Below are 19,325 nucleotides of genomic sequence, written 5' to 3'. Positions count from 1 at the left end.
GCCCGGTTACATTCCGAACCCGGAAGCTAAGCCTTACAGCGCCGATGGTACTGCAGGGGGGACCCTGTGGGAGAGTAGGACACCGCCGAACAATCTTTGGGAAGGACCCCTGGTCACCAGCGTTCAGCTGGGACCAGGGGTCCTTTCGTTTTTAGAATGATTGCGGTACCGAAGACAGGAGTCACCGATGTCCACCAACTCTCCCGACGACCGACCGGAGCGCGACGAGCGGCGACGGGACGGTGGGGATCGCGGCGAACGTGGCGGCTACCGCGGAGATCGTGACCGTGGTGATCGTGGCGGCTTCCGCCGGGACAACGACCGCGGAGGCCAAGGCCGTCGCGACGACAGCCGGGGTGGGCATGGCCGTCGTGACGACCGTGACCGCGGTGACCGCGGTGGCTTCCGCCGTGACGACCGCCGGGACGACAACCGTGGTGGTGGATACGGCCGCCGCGACGACCGGCGCGACGACCGTCGCGAAGGCGATCGGGGCTCGCGTCCCGCGTTCCAGCGTGACGACCGCGACCGTGGGCCGCGTCGGGACGACCGGGACCGTGGATTCCGCCGCGACGACCGCGGTGACCGGCCGGCCTTCCGGCGCGATGACAACCGTGGCGGGTTCGGGGACCGGGACCGCGGTGGCGACGGGCGCCGTGACGACCGCCGTGACGACCGGCGCGGCGAAGACCGCGGAGAGCGCGGCGGCTTCCGCCGTGACGACCGTGGCGGCGACCGCGGGGACCGTGGCGGCTTCCGCCGTGACGACAGCCGGGGCGGTTTCCGCAGGGACGACCGTCGCGATGACCGTCGGGACGACCGCCGTGACGACCGAGGCGAGCGCGGAGGCCACCGCGGCGACGACCGCGGTTTCCGGCGGGATGACCGCAGGGACGACCGCGGTGACCGCGGTGGCTTCCGCCGCGACGACCGGCGCGACGATCGCGGCGACCGCGGGGGTCTCCGCAGGGACGACCGTCGCGATGACCGCCGTGACGACCGGCGCGGCGATGACCGCGGTGGCTTCCGACGCGATGACCGCCGTGACGACCGGCGGGACGACCGCCGTGACGACCGAGGCGACCGCGGAGGCTTCCGGCGCGATGACCGGCGGGACGACCGGCGGGACGACCGAGGCGACCGCGGAGGCTTCCGGCGCGATGACCGTCGGGACGAGCGCGGCGGCGACCGCGGTGGGCGTGGAGGCTTCCGGCGTGACGACCGGGGCGGGCGGCCCGGCGGTTTCCGTGGGCGGGACGACCGTCGCGACGACCGCAGGGACGACCGGCGTGGTGGCGGGCGGTTCCGTGACGAGCGGGACCGGGACCGTGAGCCGATCAAGCGGCTGCCGATCCCGGAGGACGTCACCGGCGAGGAGATCGACAAGGACGTACGGCAGGAGCTGCAGAGCCTGCCCAAGACGCTCGCCGACGACGTCGCCAGGAACCTGGTGATGGTCGCGCGGCTGATCGACGAGGACCCCGAAGGGGCCTACGGGTACAGCAGGGTGGCGCTGCGGCTCGCGTCGCGTGTCGCCGCCGTGCGCGAGGCGGCCGGGTTCGCGGCGTACGCGAACCAGAAGTACAGCGAGGCGCTCGCCGAGTTCCGGGCTGCCCGGCGGATGACCGGCTCGGTGGAGCTGTGGCCCGTCATGGCCGACTGCGAGCGGGGGCTCGGGCGGCCGGAGAAGGCGCTGGACATGGCCGGTGCCCCCGAGGTGCACAAGCTCGACAAGGCCGGCCAGGTGGAGATGCGGCTCGTCGCGGCCGGCGCCCGGCGCGACATGGGACAGCTGGACGCGGCCATCGTGACGCTGCAGAGCCCCGAGCTCGCCTCCAACTCCGTCCAGCCGTGGACCGCGCGGCTGCGCTACGCCTACGCCGACGCGCTGCTGGCCGCCGGACGTCAGGGCGAGGCGCGGGAGTGGTTCGCGAAGGCCGTCGAGGCGGACCGCGACGGCAGCACCGACGCCTCCGACCGGCTCGCCGAGATGGACGGCGTGGAGTTCGTCGACGCTCTCGACGAGAGTGAGTCCGAGGAGACGACGCCGAACGAGGACGACGACAAGGACTGAGCGCACTGAGTGAGAAGGGGCGGGTTCCGTGGGGAACCCGCCCCTTCCGCGTTTCAGACGTCCAGCGCGCGCAGGACCAGGCCGGAGGCCGGCTTGGGGCCGAAGGACGTCGACTTGCGGGGCATCGTGACGCCCTGGCGGGCGAGGTCGCGGACGACCTCCTCGCGGACCGGGTGGAGCAGGACCGCCGTGGCGCCGTTGCGTTCCGCCTTCCGCACCGTGGCCGCCGTGTCGTGGATGTACGCGATGCGGGCCGGGTCGTCCTCCGGGATGTGCCACACATGGGCGAGGAGGGTGGCGTGCAGGACCGTCGCGTCCAGGGTGCGCCAGGCCTGTGGGCGGTCCCGGGGGACCGTGCGGTCCAGGAAGGCCGGGTCCGGGCGGTCGAGGAGGTGGAAGGCGCCGTCGCCCGCGAGCAGGAAGGCGTTGCCCGCGCAGGCCGCGTCGGCCAGGGCGTCCAGCGCCTCGGGGAGGGGGACCGGAAGGTGCCGGACGCGGAACAGGTGCTCCACCGCGGTCAGGGCCCGTGCCACCGGCAGGCCGTGCAGGAGGCGGTGGATCGCTCGGACGCGCAGGGGGTAGCGGGCCGTGTCGACGAGGAGGACGAGGCCGTGGTCCCAGGGGCTGGGGGAGGGGTGCTCGGCGCGGAGCCGGCGGTAGGTGGCCCAGCGGTGGTGGCCGTCGGCGATCAGGGCCTGGTGGTGGGCGAGGTCCGCCTGGACGAGGGCCTGCTCGGCGCGGTCGGTGATCGCCCACAGGCGGTGGCGGTAGCCGTCCTCGGTGGTGGTGGCGAGGAGCGGGGGCCGTCGCGCGGTGCGGTCCACGATCTCCGCCGCCGTACCGTTGCCGCGGTAGGTGAGGAGGAGCGGTTCGAGGTTGGCGCAGGTGGCCCGCATGAGGGCCGCGCGCTCCGCCACCACGGGCGCTATGACGTCCTCGTGGGGCAGGACGACCCCCTCCGCCGGGTCGGAGACGCGCAGGGTGCCGATGAGGCCGCGCTGGAGCATGCCGTCGGCGTGACGCTGCTCGTACACGTACAGGGCGGGCTCGGGGTCGGCCGTCAGGACGCCCTCGGCCAGCCAGCGGCGCAGGGCGCCGGCGGCCTGTTCGTTGCGTGCGCTGGGGGTGGTCGCCTGGGGGAGGATCAGGCGGACGATGTTGTACGGGTCGGCGTCCTGGAGGTGGTGCAGGCCGTCGGGGCGGACGACGACGTCGTACGGCGGGGACGTGACGGCGGCGAGGCTGCCGACCCGGTCGGGGTCGTAGCGCAGGCCTCGGAACGGGGTGAGTTCCAGGCCTCGGGGCGCCGTTGCTTCCGAGTGACCTGCTGTGTTCATCCCGGCATCGTACGGGTCGCACGTGTGTCAGTGGCATGCGCGATGATCGGGGGAAAGCGGATCGAGCGAGGAGCGATGCGGAATGAGCCGGAGCGTCAGGACGAGGCCCGAGGCCAGTGGGCAGGCCCTGAGCGAGGCGTACGACACGGCGCTGCTCGATCTGGACGGGGTGGTGTACGCGGGTGGGAGCGCCATCGTGCACGCCGTCGAGTCGCTGGACACCGCCCGGGCGGGCGGGATGCGTCTGGCGTACGTCACCAACAACGCGCTGCGGACGCCGGACGCCGTGGCCGGGCACCTCACCGAGTTGGGGATTCCCACGGGGGCCGAGGACGTCATCACCTCGGCCCAGGCGGTCGCGCGGCTGATCGCCGAGCAGGTGCCGGCGGGGGCGCGGGTGCTGGTGATCGGCGGTGAGGGGCTGCGGGTCGCGCTGCGGGAGCGGGGGCTCACGCCGGTGGAGTCCGCCGACGACGATCCGGCGGCCGTGGTGCAGGGGTACGGCGGGCCGGACCTGCCGTGGGGGCGGTTCGCGGAGGCTTCGTACGCCGTGGCGCGCGGGGTGCCGTGGTTCGCGTCCAACACCGATCTGACGATTCCGAGCGGGCGGGGGATCGCGCCGGGCAACGGGGCGGCGGTGGAGGTCGTGCGGATAGCGACCGGTGCCGAGCCGCAGGTCGCGGGCAAGCCGCTGCCTCCGATGCACCGGGAGACGATCCTGCGGACGGGCGCGGAGCGGCCGTTGGTCGTCGGGGACCGGCTGGACACCGACATCGAGGGGGCGTTCAACGGGGAGGTGGACTCGCTGCTGGTCCTCACCGGGGTCACGGACGGGGCGCAGTTGCTGGCCGCGCCGCCGCAGCACCGGCCGACGTTCGTGGACGCCGACCTGCGCGGGCTGCTCACCGGGCAGCCGGAGGTGAGCGTGGCCGGGGACGGGTTCCGGTGCGGGGGCTGGACGGCGACGGCGGGTGCCGCGGGGGTCCCGTCGCACGAGCGAAGGCTGGAGCTGGACGGGGACGGCGAGGCGCTGGACGGGCTGCGGGCGCTGTGCGCGGCGGCCTGGACGGCTGCGGGGGAGGGGAGTTGTGAGCTGGACGCGGCGAAGGCGCTGGTGCGGCTGGGGCTGTGAGTCCGTCACCAGGGATCGAGGCGGCTTGGGAGGGTAGGCTAACCTAACTGCGTGTTGGTCGACAGTGTTCCCGAACAGCGCGCGGAGACCGCCCCCGCGCCCCCGACCCGCCGGGCGATCCGTTCCGTTGGACTGCTCGCCGCCGTGGCGGTGCTGCTGGTGGTGGCGGTGGCGAGCATCGCCGTCGGGGCGAAGGAGCTGTCCGTCGCCCAGGTCTGGCACGGCCTGGCCGCGGATTCGGGGACGTACGCGGACGTCGTCGTCGACGAGCGGCTGTCGCGGACCGTGCTCGGGCTGCTCGTCGGTGCCGCGCTGGGGCTGTCCGGAGCCGTGCTCCAGGCCCTGACGCGCAATCCGCTGGCCGACCCCGGGCTGCTCGGCATCAACGCGGGCGCCTCGGCGGCCGTGGTCACCGCGATCACCTTCCTCGGGGTGACGAGCCTGACCGGCTATGTGTGGTTCGCCTTCCTGGGGGCGGCGGCGGTCGGCGCGCTGGTGTGGTTCCTGGGCGGGAGCCGGGGGGCCACGCCGGTGCGGCTCGCGCTCGCCGGCACCGCGATCAGCGCCGCGCTGTACGGCTACCTCCAGGCCGTGATGATCATGGATGACGCGGCGCTCGCCCGGATGCGGTTCTGGACGGTCGGTTCGCTGTCGACGGCGACGGACGAGACCATCGCGCAGGTGCTGCCCTTCCTGGCCGTCGGCACGGTCCTGGCGCTCGCCCTGGCCCGGCCCCTCAACGCCATGGAGATGGGCGACGACACGGCCAGGGCGCTCGGCGCCCACCTGCACCGCACCCGGGCGCTGGCCATGCTCGCGGCGACGCTGCTGTGCGGGGCCGCGACCGCCGCCTGCGGGCCGATCATGTTCGTCGGGCTGATGGTGCCGCACGTCGTGCGCTCGTTCACCGGCCCCGACCTGCGCTGGATCATGCCGTACGCGGCGATCCTGTCGCCCGTGCTGCTGCTCGGCTCGGATGTGATCGGCCGGGTCGTCGCCCGCCCGTCCGAGGTCCAGGTAGGCATCATCACCGCGATCATCGGCGGGCCGGTCTTCATCTTTCTCGTACGACGGCGGAGGACGGCCCAGCTGTGAGGACCGACGTGACGACCAAGAGCGCGCCGACGCGGGAGACCCCCGTGCCGCGGACCGGGCCCCGGGCCCTGCGCACCCCGGGCGGACTGTCGCTGCGGCTGGACGTACGGGCCCTGACCGTCGTCGTGCTGCTGATCGTCGCCGCGTTCGCCGCGAGTGTCGTGCTGATCGGCACCGGCGACTTCCCGATCTCGACCGGCGACGTGGTGAAGACCCTGATCGGCGAGGGGAACCCCGGTCAGGAGCTCATCGTCAACGAACTGCGGCTGCCGCGGGTCCTCGTCGGGCTGCTGGTGGGCGCCTCGCTGGGGCTCGGCGGTGCGCTGTTCCAGGCCGTGTCGCGCAATCCGCTGGGCAGCCCGGACGTGCTCGGCCTCGGGCAGGGGGCGACGGCCGGCGCGCTCGTGATGATCGTGCTGTTCTCCGGGAGCACCACCCAGGTGACCCTCGGCGCGCTGGTCGGCGGGCTGGTGACCGGGACCGCGATCTATCTGCTGGCGTGGAAGCGGGGCGTGCACGGCTACCGGCTGGTGCTGGTCGGCATCGGCGTGTCGGCCATGGCGACGGCGGTCAACGGCTATCTGATCACCAAGGCCGACTTCGTCGACGCGGCCCGTGCCGTCGTCTGGATGACCGGCACCCTGGACGGGCGGGACTGGAAACAGGTCTGGCCGCTGCTCGTGCTGGTCTGCGTACTCGTACCGCTCGTCCTCGCCAACGCCCGCGGCCTGCGGATGATGGAGATGGGCGACGACGTCTCCCACGCGCTCGGCGTGCGGGTGGAGCGCGTACGGCTGGTGCTGATGGTGTCGGCCGTGCTGCTCACCGCCGCCGCGACGGCCGCCGCGGGCCCCGTCAGCTTCGTGGCGCTCACCGCGCCGCAGCTCGCCCGGCGGCTGACCCGCTCGCCCGGCCCGAACCTCGTGCCGTCCCTGTGCATGGGAGCCGCCCTGCTGGTCACGGCCGACTGGGCGTCGCAGCGGCTGTTCGGCGACGGACAGCTTCCGGTGGGCGTGGTCACCGGTGTGCTCGGCGGGGTCTACCTGTTGTGGCTCCTCGTCACCGAACGCAAGGCGGGCCGGATATGAGCGGCGCGGCCGGCACCGACGGCCGTGCGGCCGACCCGAACAACCGAAGGAGCAGCGTGAACCGCCTGTCCGCCGAGAACGTCACCCTCGCCTACGACCAGCGGGTCATCGCGGAGCAGCTCTCGGTCGAGATACCCGACCACTCCTTCACCGTGATCGTCGGCCCCAACGCGTGCGGCAAGTCGACGCTCCTGCGGGCGCTGTCGCGGATGCTGAAGCCGTCCCGGGGGCGGGTGCTGCTCGACGGGCAGGTCATCCAGTCGATGCCCGCGAAGAAGGTCGCGCGCACCCTGGGCCTGCTGCCGCAGTCGTCCGTCGCGCCGGACGGGATCACCGTCGGCGACCTGGTGGGCCGCGGCCGTTACCCGCACCAGGGCATCCTGCGGCAGTGGTCGGCCGAGGACGAGCGGGTCGTCCAGGAGTCCATGGCGCAGACCGGGGTGGCCGAGCTCGCCGACCGGTACGTCGACGAGCTGTCCGGCGGCCAGCGGCAGCGTGTGTGGATCGCCATGGCCCTCGCGCAGCAGACCCCGCTGCTGCTGCTCGACGAGCCGACGACCTTCCTCGACATCCAGCACCAGATCGACGTCCTCGACCTGTGTGCCGAACTGCACGAGGAGCAGGGCCGCACGCTCGTCGCCGTGCTGCACGACCTCAACCACGCGGCCCGGTACGCCACCCATCTCGTGGCGCTCAAGGGCGGCGAGGTCATCGCGCAGGGCGCGCCGAACGACGTCGTCACGGCCGCACTGGTCGAGGAGGTCTTCGGGCTGCGCTGCCAGGTCATCGACGACCCGGAGACGGGGACGCCGCTGGTGGTGCCGGCCGCGCGCAGGGCGCGGGCCCGGTCCGGGCGGGTGGTGGCTACAGAAGCTTCCTGAGATGGAACAGGTCCCGCAGACCGGCCTCCAGCTTCACCCGGCCCGAACCCCAGGCCTTGGCGAAGTGCAGCTCGCCCGCGACCAGTGCGACCAGGTCGTCGCCGGTCATGGTCAGCCTGATCTGGGCCTTCTCCCGGGGAGGGCCCTGCAGGGTGTCCCGCACCACGATCCGGCCGCCCGTCATCCGGCCGGCGAACGTGACGTCCAGGTCCGTGATCCAGCAGCTCACCGAGCGGTCCAGGGACGCGGCCGTGCGGACGTCCCCTTCGGCGCTCTGCATGTTCTGCGAGAGCTTCTCGAGTGCCGCACGGCACTCCTCAGTCGTGGCCATCGCGACCGACGGTACCCCAGCCGTTCGCGATAGCGTCTGGGCATGAGCGACACAGTGCCGGAGCCGCAGCCGGAGACCGCGCCAAAGGAGCCGGAGTACGACCCCGCCGCGCCCGCCCCACTGGCCGTGCCCCGCGTCCCCACCGGCGACGCCGAGGTCGACGCCCTGCTGGACCGGCTCGCCGACGCCGACCACCTCGCCACGGACGGACACATCGAGGTGTACGAGGATGTACACCGGGGGCTGCGCGACGCGCTCACCGCGCTCGACGCCCGCCCGGGACCTCCGGCGCCCTCACCGTCGTATGACCAGAGGGCGTCTTCACCCTCGTATGGCACTAGGAGCTGAACCGAACGTGGCAGGAGTCGCACGCCGCCGTCTGGACGCGGAGCTGGTCCGCCGGAAGCTCGCGCGCTCGCGTGAGCATGCCGGGCAGCTGATCGCGGCGGGGCGGGTCACCGTCGGCAAGACCGTCGCGACCAAGCCGGCCACACAGGTGGAGACGGCGGCCGCGATCGTCGTCGCCGTGGACGACGACGACCCCGACTACGTCTCGCGGGGCGGGCACAAGCTCGCCGGGGCGCTGAAGGTGTTCGTGCCGCAGGGGCTCGTCGTGGAGGGGCGGCGGGCACTGGACGCCGGGGCGTCCACCGGGGGGTTCACGGACGTGCTGCTGCGGGCGGGGGCCACGCACGTCGTCGCCGTGGACGTGGGGTACGGACAACTCGCCTGGTCTCTTCGAAGCGATGAACGCGTCACCGTCAAGGACCGTACGAACGTACGCGAGTTGACGCTTGAAGCGATCGATGGGGAGCCTGTGGATCTTGTCGTGGGGGACTTGTCCTTCATTCCGCTCGGGCTGGTGCTGCCGGCCCTGGCGCGGTGCACCGAGCCGGACGCGGATCTGGTGATGATGGTCAAGCCCCAGTTCGAGGTGGGGAAGGAACGGCTCGGCAGCGGGGGCGTCGTACGCAGCCCGCAGCTGCGGGCCGAGGCGGTGTGCGGCGTCGCCGAGAAGGCGTGGGACCTGGGGCTCGGGGTGAAGGGTGTCACCGCCAGTCCGCTGCCCGGGCCCTCGGGCAATGTCGAGTACTTTCTGTGGCTCCGGGCCGGGGCGCCTGCCCTGGACCCGGCCGACGTTGACCGTGCTGTTGCGGAGGGGCCGCGTTGACACAGAACCGAGCTCGTACTGTTTTCCTGCTCGCCCACACGGGCCGGCCCGCCGCGATCCGCAGCGCGGAACTGGTGGTGAAGGGGCTGCTGCGCGAGGGCATCGGGGTGCGCGTCCTGGAGTACGAGGCGGCCGACCTGCCCCTGCCGGACGAGGTGGAGCTGGTCTCCGAGGCCACCCCGCAGTGCCTGGAGGGCTGCGAGCTGCTCATCGTGCTCGGCGGTGACGGGACGCTGCTGCGCGGCGCGGAGTTCGCGCGGGCCTCCGGGGTGCCGATGCTCGGCGTCAACCTCGGGAGCGTCGGCTTCCTCGCCGAGGCCGAGCGCGACGACCTCGACAAGGTCGTGGACCGGGTGGTGTCGAAGGCGTACGAGGTCGAGGAGCGGATGACCGTCGATGTCGTCGTGCACCGCAACGGGGACATCGTGCACACGGACTGGGCGCTGAACGAGGCGGCGGTGCAGAAGGCCGGCGCGGAGAAGCTGCTCGAGGTCGTGCTGGAGATCGACGGGCGGCCGGTGACCGGGTTCGGGTGTGACGGGATCGTCCTGTCGACGCCGACCGGGTCCACCGCGTACGCGTTCTCGGCCGGCGGTCCCGTGGTGTGGCCCGAGGTCGAGGCACTGCTGATGGTGCCGATCAGCGCGCACGCGCTGTTCGCCAAGCCGCTGGTGACCTCTCCGAACTCCGTGCTCGCCGTGGAGCTGCTGCCGCACATTCCGCCGGGTGTGCTGTGGTGCGACGGGCGGCGGACCTTCGAGCTGCCGCCGGGGGCGCGGGTGGAGGTGCGGCGGGGGGCCGTGCCGGTGCGGCTGGCCCGGCTGCATCACGCCTCGTTCACCGACCGGCTCGTCGCGAAGTTCGCCCTGCCCGTCTCCGGGTGGCGGGGGGCTCGGCACTAGGGACGTCCACTCGGCCGGGTGACAGGGTGCCTCGCACTTTCTCCGTCCGACCTCGTAAGGTCTTCTCCGTGTTGGAGGAGATGCGGATACGGTCGCTCGGAGTCATCGACGACGCTGTCGTCGAGCTGTCGCCCGGCTTCACCGCCGTCACGGGCGAGACGGGCGCGGGCAAGACCATGGTGGTCACCAGCCTCGGGCTGCTGCTGGGCGGGCGCGCCGATGCCGCGCTCGTGCGGATCGGCGCGGAGCGGGCGGTCGTGGAGGGGCGGATCGCCGTGCCCTCGGACGCCTCGGTGGTCGTACGGGCCGAGGAGGCGGGGGCCGAGCTCGACGACGGGGCGCTGCTCATCAGCCGTACCGTTTCCGCCGAGGGGCGGTCGCGGGCGCATGTCGGCGGGCGCAGTGTGCCCGTGGGCGTGCTGGCCGAGCTGGCCGACGAGCTGGTGGCCGTGCACGGGCAGACCGACCAGCAGGGGCTGCTGAAGCTGTCCCGGCAGCGGCAGGCGCTCGACCGGTACGCCGGGGACGCCGTCGCCGTGCCGCTCGCCAAGTACACCGAGGCCTACCGGCGGCTGCGGGCCGTGGCCGTCGAGCTGGACGAGATCGTCACGCGCGCGCGTGAGCGGGCCCAGGAGGCCGACATGCTGCGCTTCGGCCTCGAGGAGGTCGCCGGCGTCGAGCCGCGCGCCGGGGAGGACGTGGAGCTGGCGGAGGAGGCGGAGCGGCTCGGGCACGCGGAGGCGCTGTCCTCGGCCGCCACGGCCGCTCACGCGGCTCTCGCGGGCAATCCCGAGGATCCCGAGGGCATCGACGCGGCGACGCTCGTGGCGGGCGCTCAGCGGGCCCTGGAGGCCGTCCGGTCGCACGACCCGGCGCTGGCGGCGCTGACCGACCGGATCGGGGAGATCGGGATCCTGCTCGGCGATGTGGCGGGCGAGCTCGCCGGGTACGCCGACGACCTCGACGCCGATCCGCTGCGGCTGGCGGCGGTCGAGGAGCGGCGGGCCGCGCTCACCGCGCTGACCCGCAAGTACGGCCCCGACGTGAACGCGGTGCTGGCGTGGGCCGAGCGGAGCGCCGCGCGCCTGACCGAACTGGACGGCGACGACGAGCGGATCGACGAACTGACCGCCGAGCGGGACGCGCTGCGGACCGAACTGGGCGGGCTGGCGCAGGCGCTGACGGACGCGCGCACGGAGGCCGCCGAGCGGTTCGCCGCCGCCGTGACCGCCGAGCTGGCCTCGTTGGCGATGCCGCACGCGCGCGTGTCGTTCGCCATCCGGCAGACCGAGGACCCCGAGGGCGTCGAGGTCGGCGGGCGCACGGTCGCCTACGGGCCGTCCGGCGCCGACGAGGTCGAGCTGCTGCTCGCCCCGCACCCGGGCGCGCCGCCGCGGCCCATCGCCAAGGGCGCCTCCGGCGGTGAGCTGTCCCGGGTGATGCTGGCCGTGGAGGTCGTGTTCGCGGGGACGGATCCCGTGCCGACGTACCTCTTCGACGAGGTCGACGCGGGCGTCGGCGGCAAGGCGGCCGTGGAGATCGGGCGGCGGCTCGCGAAGCTCGCGAAGTCCGCGCAGGTCGTGGTGGTCACCCACCTCCCGCAGGTCGCCGCCTTCGCCGACCGCCAGCTGCTGGTCGAGAAGACCAACGACGGGTCGGTGACCCGCTCCGGTGTGAAGGTCCTGGAGGGCGAGGAACGCATCCGGGAACTGTCCCGGATGCTCGCCGGACAGGAGGACTCCGAAACGGCCCGGGCACACGCGGAGGAACTACTGGCGACGGCCCGCGCGGACGCGTAGGGGCGACGCGCCGGGGGACGCGTGGAGCCGACGCGCTGGGCGGAGGCGCGGGGCCGGTACGTGGGGTGGACGCCCAGGGCCGACGTCCTCGGCGGTCGCGTGGGGCGGATGCGTCGGCCGTACCCCTGGGCGGATGCCCACGGCGGACGCGTGGGCGGACGCCATGGGCTGACCCGCTGGGCGGGTGCGCGGGGCCGGCAAGCTGGCCGGACGCCCAGGGCCGACGTCCTCGGCGGTCGCGTGGGGCGGATGCGTCGGCCGTACCCCTGGGCGGATGCCCACGGCGGACGCGTGGGGCGGGTGCGCTGGGTGAACGCTCGGGGTCGGCACGCCGGGTGGACGCGTGGGCTGACCCGCTGGGCGGGTGCGCGGGGCCGGTACGTGGGGTGGACGCTCCGGTCGGACGCCCGGGACCGGCGTGCAGGGCCGGACGTGTTGGTCGGACGCCCGGGACCGGCGTGCAGGGCCGGACGCGTTGGGCGGGCGCGGAGGGGCGGGTGCATGGGGCAGACGTGACGTGCGGGGAGGGGTTCGGGAGGGGGAATCGAACGGGGCCCTGGGTTTCTTCACTCGTGTGGGTGAACTGTGCGGCCGTGTCGCCGGGGGCCCGGGGGCCGGGCGGCACGGAACACCCGTACGTGCTGGCATCCTTGGGCGTAGTACGTGGAGGAACCGAGCGGTCCACCCCTCCGCCGGTCCCTCTGTCCGTCCTTCGTGACCGTCCGACGCCGAACCAGGAGCCCCGGCCACGTGAGCAGCCACTCACCGCACGGCCAGTCGCCGCTGCGCACCGTGCAGGTGCTGGGCGGTGGCAACGCCGGCAGCAGCGCGCACGTGCGCTCCCTGGCCGCGGGGCTCGTCGCGCGGGGCGTACGGGTGACGGTGTGCGCCCCCTCCGAGGCCGAGCACCTCTACGACTTCACGGGCGCCGGCGCCGAACACGTGCACGTGCCGCGCAGCAGCGACCCGGGGTCGGTGGCCACGCTGCGGGCGGCCTGCACGGACGCCGACCTGGTCCACGCGCACGGGCTGCACGCCTCCTTCCGGGCCGTCCTCGCGCTCAGCGGGCGCAGCACCCCGCTCGTCGTCACCTGGCACAACCGGGCGCGCGCCGAGGGCGCCCGCGCCCATCTGCTGCGGCTGCTGGAGCGGCGGGTGGCGAAGGCCGCCACCGTGGTGCTGGGCACCACCTCCGGCCTCGTCGACCGGGCGCGCCGGACGGGGGCCAGGGACGCGCGGTTCGCCGGTGTGGCGCTGCCCGGCCTCCGGCGCACCGACGGGCAGGAGGACGCCGAGCAGTCGCATCCCAAGGTGCGGGCCGAACTCGGCGCGACCGGCCGCCCGTTGCTGATGGCCGTCGGATCACTCGACCGTCACCGGGGCTACGACCTGCTGCTGGACGCCACGCACGCGTGGTGCCGGCTGGACCCCGTGCCCCTGGTCGTCATCGCCGGGGAGGGGCCGCTGCGGCCGACACTCCAGCGCCGTATCGAGGACGAGGAGCTGCCGGTGCGGCTGCTCGGCCGGCGGGACGACGTCGGCGCCCTGCTCGCCGCCGCCGACCTCGCGCTGCTGCCGGGCGGCGAGGAGGCCCGGTCGGTCCTGGCGCAGGAGGCCCTCCACGCGCGCGTGCCGCTGGTCGCCGCCCACACCGGTGGCGTCCGCGAACTCGTCGGCGACGCCGCGGAACTCGTACCGCCCGACGACGCCAAGGCCTTCTCCGACGCCGTCGTCCGCCTGCTCGACGATCCGCGACGGTGCGAGCGGCTGCGCGACCTGGGGACCCGGCAGGCGGCCGCCTGGCCCACCGAGGACGAGACCGTCGAGCAGGTCCTCAGCGTCTACGACGAGCTGACCCAGCCCCTGCCGATGGTCTGACCCGGCGGAGGGTCCCTCAGGACACGTGCCTGCGGGCCCGAAGCGCCAGACTCAGCGCCAGGACCGTCTGCGGGTCGTCCAGGTCGGTGCCCAGCAACTCGCCGATACGGGCCAGGCGGTTGTAGAGCGTCTGGCGGTTGAGGTGCAGTTCGCGGGCCGTCTCCGCCTTGCGGCCGGCATGCGCCAGATAGGTCTCCAGCGTGGGCAGCAGGGGCGGCTTGGAGCGGTCGTCGTGGTCGCGGACCGGGCCGATCGCGCGGTCCACGAAGGCGGCCAGATCGGGATGGTCGCGCAGGCGCCACAGCAGCAGGTCGATGTCCAGGCGGCGGGCGTCGTACCAGGGGCGGTCCGACAGGCCCTGGGCGGCGGTCGCCGTCTCCGCCGCGTGCCGCAGCCCCGCCGAGGCCGCCGCCCAGCCGCCCGCGACCCCGACGACCACGATGGGCGGCGGGGCGCCCGGCCGCTGCATCCCGGCCCGTTCCACCCCGGCCCGCAGACCCGCCGCGACCCGGTCCGCGACCGCCGACCGCTCCGACTCCGACCGCAGGCCCAGCAGCAGCGGCACCCGGCCCTCCACCGGCCGTACGCCCAGCAGCACCGGCACGCCCACCGACGCCAGTTCCTCACCGACCGCCCGCGCCAGCACCGCCCAGCCCCCGCCGGGGGCGAGGGCGTCGCCCAGCCGCATGACGACCGGCAGCAGCGGGCCGGTACCGGGCCGGAAGCCGAGCACCCGCGCCTGGGCCGGAGCGTCCGCCGCCGCGACGCGGCCCTCGGCGAGGTCGGTCAGGAAGTCGCCCCGGCCGCGCGCCGCCAGCTCCTCCTCCTGACGGGCCTGCATCAGCACCACCGCCAGGATCCCCGCCGCCCGCTCGGCGGCGATCCGGTGCACCGGGGCGAGCGGGGCGCGCACGGGCAGGAGCACGAGCCGCGCGCGGACCGAACCCGTCCCCGGCCCACCGCCAGGGACATCCACCAGCACCGAACCGGCGGGCGGCGGCGCGTCCTTGTGCGGGCCGCGCAGCCCCTCCCACACCTGGAGCGGATCCGCCCGTTCCGGCCCCTCGCCGGCCGCGTACAGGAGCTGGCCGTCCGTCGTCTCCAGGAACACGGGGTTGCCGCTGAACCCGGCGAGGATGCCCAGCACCTGGGGGATCCCGCCGCCGCCCAGCAGGGCCTCCGTGCAACGGCGGTGGACCTCCTCGGCGCGCTGGAGCAGGGCGTAGTGGCCGTTGACGATCTCGGTGTGGATCTCCTCCGTGACCGCCACGAAGGGCACCTCGCGGTGCAGCTGGACCAGGGGCAGCCCGCTCGCCCTCGCCGTCTCCACGAGGGTCGCGGGCAGCCGTGTGAAGCGAGGCCCGAGCTCGATCACCAGGGCCGCGATGCCCCGCTCGGCCAGCGTCCGCACGAACGCCCGCTGTTCTGCCGGACGGGTGCCGAGGCCGTAGCCCGTGGTCAGCAGCAACTCGCCGCCCTTGAGCAGCGAGGCGATGTGCGGGACCTCGCCCGCGTGCACCCAGCGCACGGTCCGCCCCAGCCGGTCGGCACCCGCCAGGATCTCGGGCAGCCCGCTGCGCAGTCCGGGCAGCTCCAGTGCGCGCTGCACGGTGATGCCGGCACTCCGGCTGTCGGGTCGATGGTCCGTGCGGCTGTCCATGCAGCGGACGCTACCTGCGAAGACGTCCCGGCGACATCTCCGCGGGTCGCGTGGGCCGCGCCCGGGCTGCGGCGGCCCGCCGACCGGCTCGGCCACCGGGAGGTGGGGGCGGGTGGGCCGGTCGGCTACGGGGACGCCGTGCGCGAGTGGACCGGCGCCTGTGCCCGGGCGGGGCCCGACGCGGTCGCCCCGGCCCCGGCGACGGCCGGTGATCCGCCGGAGGAGCGGACGGCGACGGTGTTCAGGCCGGCCTGATGTTGTGGTTGAAGCGGAAGACGTTGTCGGGGTCGTACCGCCGCTTCACCTCGGCGAGCCGGCGGGCGTTCTCCGCGCCGAGGCCGGCCACCACCCGCTCGGTGCCCTCGTCGCCGATGAAGTTGAGGTAGACGTCGCCGGTGCTCCACGGGCGGACGCGGGCGCGCACGTCCCGGACCCACGCGACGCAGCGTTCGTCGTCGGCCGGGTCCTCCCAGATCCCGAACGGGTGTACGGCCCAGGACGCGTCCCGGTACGGCACCGGGTACGCGTGGGACCCGCCGGCGATCGCGCCGCCCTGCGGCATCAGCAGATGCTGGGTGGCCGTGGGCACGGGCATGGCGTCCGCGAGGGCGCAGTAGGCGTCCACGAAGTCGTCGGGCGCGTTCGTCAGGTACTCCGCCGACCAGTAGTTCCGCATCCCGGGCGGATCGTCGATCATGCACTGGACGTCCGCGTACGGCATCGCCCCGACGACCTCCGCCTCGTGCGGCAGCGCCAGCAGCGGCTGGGCCAGCTTGCGCATGTCCTCCTCGGAGCCGGCGTACGTCAGCAGCGCCCCGCACACCAGTCGGCCGACCAGCGGCGGCGGCACGAACTCCTCCGGCGGGCCGGTGAGGTACAGGACCGCGCCGCTCGCCTCGACGGGGGCCGTCTCGATGATGTCGCGGTAGGTGCGCACGACCTCCGGGCCGTACTCCGGCAGGTACAGCACCAGCGCGATGGAGAACTCGGGCAGCTCGTACAGCTTGAGGGTGAGCGCGGTGGCGACGCCGAAGTTGCCGCCGCCGCCGTGCAGGGCCCAGAACAGGTCCGGGTGTTCGTCGCCGTTCGCATGGGTCCGCTCGCCGTCGGCGGTGACCAGCTCGACGCCGAGCAGGTTGTCGACCGCGAGGCCGCAGCGGCGGTCCAGCCAGCCGGTGCCGCCGCCCAGGACGAAGCCGCCGACGCCGGTGGTGGAGGCCCGGCCGCCGGTCGTGGCGAGGCCGAAGGGCTGGCAGGCGCGGTCCAGGTCGCTCATCGTGGCGCCGCCCGCCACCCGCACCGCCTCGGCCGCGGGATCCACGGTGACCGCCCGCATGTGCCGCAGATCGATCACCAGTGCCGCGTCGCCCAGCGCCATCCCCGCCACGCTGTGCCCGCCGCCGCGCACCGCGATCTTCAGGTCCAGGTCACGGGCGAAGCGCACCGCCCGGACGACGTCGTCCTCGTCCACGCACTGGGCGATCACCGCCGGGCGCCGGTCGATCATCGCGTTGAAGACCGTGCGCGCTTCGTCGTAGCCGACGTCCCCCGGGGCGAACACATCGCCGGCCAGATCCTCGCGGAGCGCGGTCAGCGCCGCGCCCGCCTTCGACGGGGAGGCCATGGGGCGCCCCCTTCCGTGCAGGGGCTGGTCCTCCCAGCGTAGGCGGGCGCGGTGTCGTCTTCCTGTTCAGCCGCCGTACGCGCCGGACGCCGTCAGGCGCAGGGCCGTGTCGATCAGCGGCACGTGGCTGAAGGCCTGCGGGAAGTTGCCGACCTGGCGCTTGAGGCGCGGGTCCCACTCCTCGGCGAGCAGACCGAGGTCGTTGCGCAGGGACAGCAGCTTCTCGAAGAGCTTGCGGGCCTCGTCGACGCGGCCGATCATCGCCAGGTCGTCCGCCATCCAGAACGAGCAGGCCAGGAAGGCGCCCTCGTCCCCGGGGAGGCCGTCGACGCCCTCGTCGTCGCCCTGCGTCGGATAGCGCAGGATGAAGCCGTCCGGGGTGGACAGCTCGCGCTGGATCGCCTCGATGGTGCCGATCACCCGCTTGTCGTCGGGCGGCAGGAAGCCCATCTGCGGGATGAGCAGCAGCGAGGCGTCCAGTTCCCGGGAGCCGTAGGACTGGGTGAAGGTGTTGCGCTCCTTGTCGTAGCCCTTCTCGCACACGTCCCGGTGGATGTCGTCGCGCAGTTCGCGCCACTTCTCCAGCGGGCCGTCCGCGTCGCCGGACTCGATCAGCTTGATCGTGCGGTCGACCGCGACCCAGGCCATGACCTTGGAGTGCACGAAGTGGCGGCGCGGGCCGCGCACCTCCCAGATGCCCTCGTCCGGCTCGTCCCAGTGCTTCTCCAGGTAGCGGATCAGCTTCAGCTGGAGCAGGGAGGCGTAGTCGTTGCGGGCGAGGCCCGTCATGTGGCCGAGGTGCAGGGCCTCGGTGACCTCGCCGTACACGTCCAGCTGGAGCTGGTGCGCCGCGCCGTTGCCGACCCGGACCGGGGCGGAGTTCTCGTAGCCGGGCAGCCAGTCCAGCTCGGCCTCGCCCAGCTCGCGCTCGCCCGCGATGCCGTACATGATCTGCAGGTTCTCGGGGTCGCCGGCGACCGCGCGCAGCAGCCACTCGCGCCAGGCGCGGGCCTCCTCGCGGTAGCCGGTGCGCAGCAGCGAGGACAGGGTGATCGCCGCGTCCCGCAGCCAGGTGTAGCGGTAGTCCCAGTTGCGGACGCCGCCGATGTCCTCCGGCAGGGAGGTGGTGGGCGCGGCGACGATGCCGCCGGTCGGCGCGTACGTCAGTGCCTTCAGGGTGATCAGCGAGCGGATCACCGCCTCACGGTAGGGGCCGTGGTACGTACAGTGCTCGACCCACTCGCGCCAGAACTCCTCGGTCGCCTCCAGCGACTGCTCGGGCTCCGGCAGGGCCGGCGGCTGCTTGTGCGAGGGCTCCCAGGAGATCGTGAACGCGATCCGGTCACCGGGTGCGACCGTGAAGTCCGCGTACGTGGTCAGCGACTTCCCGTAGGTCTCGGCGGTGGTGTCGAACCACACCGAGTCGGGGCCGGCCACGGCGACGGTGCGCCCCTCGTGCTTGTGCACCCAGGGGACCACCCGGCCGTAGGAGAAACGCATGCGCAGGGTGGAGCGCATCGGGACGCGGCCGGTCACGCCCTCGACGATGCGGATCAGCTGGGGGGCGCCGTCGCGGGGAGGCATGAAGTCGGTGACCCGGACCGTGCCGCGCGGGGTGTCCCACTCGGACTCCAGGATCAGCGAGTCGCCGCGGTAGGTCCGCCGGGCCGCGCTCGGCGGCTGGGTGTCGGAGGCGTGCGCCGGGCCGAGGCGCCAGAAGCCGTGATCCTCGGTGCCCAGCAGACCGGCGAAGATCGCGTGCGAGTCGAAGCGGGGCAGGCACAGCCAGTCCACTGTCCCGTCACGGCAGACCAGGGCAGCGGTCTGCATGTCTCCGATGAGTGCGTAGTCTTCGATGCGCCCGGCCACGTGCAACTCCAGTCGAACGGCCACGTCACCCCCACGCGTACGGGGGGCTGTCGCTAGTGCGGTCAAGGGGTCGTTGTAATGCGTCGTTGAGCGATGAAGCAAAGCAAACGCTCCGCCGTATGGGCAAAACGCCAATTCCTGCTCAACGAACTGACGAGCTCTCGTTGTTCCGGTGGGATACGGGCTGGGGTGTGCCGTCTTGCCGGCCGGGCTCGGCAGCGAGTGTCCGAGCAGGATACGACGCACGTAGATGATCTGTGTGCCGCTCCGGGCAACGCGGGTACGCCGAACGGGTGAGCCACCGGTGAGAAGCCCGTAAGAGAAGTCTGCCTGGCTCTCGCGGAAGGCGCGTCCGGTACCGGCCCGTGCGCGGAGCGTGGCCGGAAGCCAGGTCCCCGAGGCGCTGATACCCTGGTAGCCCGTGGACCGGTGGGCTCGAAACCCCCGAACCGCAGCGACCCCAGACCGCCACCACGGGAGCCCC

At 73.6% G+C, this 19,325-nt stretch carries 17 protein-coding genes and 1 rRNA gene; 12 read left to right on the top strand and 6 right to left on the bottom strand.

The annotated features are described in order from the left end of the window. A 5S ribosomal RNA gene (gene rrf / locus ACFY30_RS25365) occupies window positions 1–91 on the top strand; the annotation flags it as partial. A gap of 90 nt (window positions 92–181) precedes the next feature. Here the strand turns inward: rrf and ACFY30_RS25360 are convergent. Then, on the bottom strand, window positions 182–853 hold the full coding sequence (locus ACFY30_RS25360; RefSeq protein ID WP_390847437.1) for a hypothetical protein: 672 nt from the start codon (window positions 851–853) through the stop codon (window positions 182–184). Here ACFY30_RS25360 and ACFY30_RS25355 point away from each other — a divergent pair. Both ACFY30_RS25355 and ACFY30_RS25350 read left to right on the top strand, forming a co-directional pair. Continuing rightward, window positions 825–1,454: a hypothetical protein gene (locus ACFY30_RS25355; RefSeq protein ID WP_390847436.1), complete on the top strand. Its 630-nt coding sequence runs from the start codon at window positions 825–827 to the stop codon at window positions 1,452–1,454. The two genes, ACFY30_RS25360 and ACFY30_RS25355, sit on opposite strands and share 29 nt — an antisense overlap. Continuing rightward, window positions 1,346–2,074 (top strand): hypothetical protein, encoded by a 729-nt coding sequence (locus tag ACFY30_RS25350; protein WP_390847435.1) that lies wholly within the window; start codon window positions 1,346–1,348, stop codon window positions 2,072–2,074. Before ACFY30_RS25355 ends, ACFY30_RS25350 begins: the two co-directional genes overlap by 109 nt. Window positions 2,075–2,127: 53 nt before the next feature. On the opposite strand, the gene ACFY30_RS25345 is transcribed toward ACFY30_RS25350, so the two are convergent. Continuing rightward, window positions 2,128–3,411, bottom strand: a complete 1,284-nt coding sequence (locus ACFY30_RS25345; protein WP_390847421.1) for a DUF1015 family protein — start codon at window positions 3,409–3,411, stop codon at window positions 2,128–2,130. Window positions 3,412–3,493: 82 nt separating this feature from the next. Between ACFY30_RS25345 and ACFY30_RS25340 the strand changes: the two genes are divergently transcribed. From ACFY30_RS25340 to ACFY30_RS25325, 4 genes are read left to right on the top strand one after another with little or no spacing between them, the layout of a single operon-like run. Next, window positions 3,494–4,543 (top strand): HAD hydrolase-like protein, encoded by a 1,050-nt coding sequence (locus ACFY30_RS25340; RefSeq protein ID WP_390847420.1) that lies wholly within the window; start codon window positions 3,494–3,496, stop codon window positions 4,541–4,543. Window positions 4,544–4,594: 51 nt separating this feature from the next. Beyond that, a complete protein-coding gene (locus ACFY30_RS25335; RefSeq protein WP_390847419.1) occupies window positions 4,595–5,638 on the top strand; it encodes a FecCD family ABC transporter permease in 1,044 nt (347 codons plus the stop codon). A gap of 8 nt (window positions 5,639–5,646) precedes the next feature. Next, window positions 5,647–6,726, top strand: a complete 1,080-nt coding sequence (locus ACFY30_RS25330) for a FecCD family ABC transporter permease (protein WP_390847418.1) — start codon at window positions 5,647–5,649, stop codon at window positions 6,724–6,726. Then, the gene (locus ACFY30_RS25325) at window positions 6,723–7,607 is read left to right on the top strand and encodes an ABC transporter ATP-binding protein (protein ID WP_390847417.1); all 885 of its coding nucleotides are present in this window, start codon (window positions 6,723–6,725) and stop codon (window positions 7,605–7,607) included. The genes ACFY30_RS25330 and ACFY30_RS25325 overlap by 4 nt, the downstream gene beginning before the upstream one ends. On the opposite strand, the gene ACFY30_RS25320 is transcribed toward ACFY30_RS25325, so the two are convergent. After that, complete coding sequence (locus ACFY30_RS25320) at window positions 7,591–7,938, bottom strand: sterol-binding protein (RefSeq protein ID WP_390847416.1); 348 nt, start codon at window positions 7,936–7,938, stop codon at window positions 7,591–7,593. The genes ACFY30_RS25325 and ACFY30_RS25320 overlap by 17 nt on opposite strands. A gap of 42 nt (window positions 7,939–7,980) precedes the next feature. On the opposite strand from ACFY30_RS25320, the gene ACFY30_RS25315 reads away from it, so the two are divergent. From ACFY30_RS25315 to ACFY30_RS25295, 5 genes are all read left to right on the top strand, one after another. Continuing rightward, window positions 7,981–8,286, top strand: a complete 306-nt coding sequence (locus ACFY30_RS25315) for a hypothetical protein (protein ID WP_390847415.1) — start codon at window positions 7,981–7,983, stop codon at window positions 8,284–8,286. Window positions 8,287–8,293: 7 nt separating this feature from the next. Further along, entirely contained in the window at window positions 8,294–9,109 is an 816-nt protein-coding gene (locus ACFY30_RS25310) for a TlyA family RNA methyltransferase (protein ID WP_390847414.1), read from the top strand. After that, entirely contained in the window at window positions 9,106–10,011 is a 906-nt protein-coding gene (locus ACFY30_RS25305) for an NAD kinase (protein WP_390660639.1), read from the top strand. The genes ACFY30_RS25310 and ACFY30_RS25305 overlap by 4 nt, the downstream gene beginning before the upstream one ends. Window positions 10,012–10,091: 80 nt before the next feature. Beyond that, window positions 10,092–11,810, top strand: coding sequence for a DNA repair protein RecN (recN, locus tag ACFY30_RS25300; RefSeq protein ID WP_390847434.1), 1,719 nt, complete (start codon window positions 10,092–10,094; stop codon window positions 11,808–11,810). A gap of 750 nt (window positions 11,811–12,560) precedes the next feature. Then, window positions 12,561–13,688, top strand: a complete 1,128-nt coding sequence (locus tag ACFY30_RS25295; protein ID WP_390847413.1) for a glycosyltransferase family 4 protein — start codon at window positions 12,561–12,563, stop codon at window positions 13,686–13,688. A gap of 16 nt (window positions 13,689–13,704) precedes the next feature. On the opposite strand, the gene ACFY30_RS25290 is transcribed toward ACFY30_RS25295, so the two are convergent. From ACFY30_RS25290 to ACFY30_RS25280, 3 genes are all read right to left on the bottom strand, one after another. Further along, a complete protein-coding gene (locus ACFY30_RS25290; RefSeq protein ID WP_390847412.1) occupies window positions 13,705–15,348 on the bottom strand; it encodes a PucR family transcriptional regulator in 1,644 nt (547 codons plus the stop codon). Between the two features lie 241 nt (window positions 15,349–15,589). Continuing rightward, a complete protein-coding gene (locus ACFY30_RS25285; protein WP_390847411.1) occupies window positions 15,590–16,972 on the bottom strand; it encodes an FAD-binding oxidoreductase in 1,383 nt (460 codons plus the stop codon). A 66-nt stretch (window positions 16,973–17,038) separates the two neighbouring features. Then, window positions 17,039–18,841 carry a glycoside hydrolase family 15 protein gene (locus tag ACFY30_RS25280; protein ID WP_390847433.1) on the bottom strand — a complete coding sequence of 601 codons (1,803 nt, stop codon included), beginning with the start codon at window positions 18,839–18,841 and terminating at the stop codon, window positions 17,039–17,041. Window positions 18,842–19,325 lie beyond the last annotated feature (484 nt).

The organism is Streptomyces sp. NPDC000345, from assembly GCF_042898825.1.
Classification (GTDB): domain Bacteria; phylum Actinomycetota; class Actinomycetes; order Streptomycetales; family Streptomycetaceae; genus Streptomyces.
The sequence above is the reverse complement of the archived record's forward strand: the minus strand, read 5'-3'. Positions and strand labels throughout refer to the sequence as shown.

Coding starts and splice junctions, on each gene's coding strand:
- ACFY30_RS25345 (WP_390847421.1), bottom strand. CDS start 3,411: ATGAACACAGCAGGTCACTCGGAAGCAACGGCGCCCCGAGGCCTGGAA.
- ACFY30_RS25340 (WP_390847420.1), top strand. CDS start 3,494: ATGAGCCGGAGCGTCAGGACGAGGCCCGAGGCCAGTGGGCAGGCCCTG.
- ACFY30_RS25325 (WP_390847417.1), top strand. CDS start 6,723: ATGAGCGGCGCGGCCGGCACCGACGGCCGTGCGGCCGACCCGAACAAC.
- ACFY30_RS25320 (WP_390847416.1), bottom strand. CDS start 7,938: ATGGCCACGACTGAGGAGTGCCGTGCGGCACTCGAGAAGCTCTCGCAG.
- ACFY30_RS25315 (WP_390847415.1), top strand. CDS start 7,981: ATGAGCGACACAGTGCCGGAGCCGCAGCCGGAGACCGCGCCAAAGGAG.
- recN (WP_390847434.1), top strand. CDS start 10,092: ATGCGGATACGGTCGCTCGGAGTCATCGACGACGCTGTCGTCGAGCTG.
- ACFY30_RS25290 (WP_390847412.1), bottom strand. CDS start 15,348: ATGGACAGCCGCACGGACCATCGACCCGACAGCCGGAGTGCCGGCATC.
- ACFY30_RS25285 (WP_390847411.1), bottom strand. CDS start 16,972: ATGGCCTCCCCGTCGAAGGCGGGCGCGGCGCTGACCGCGCTCCGCGAG.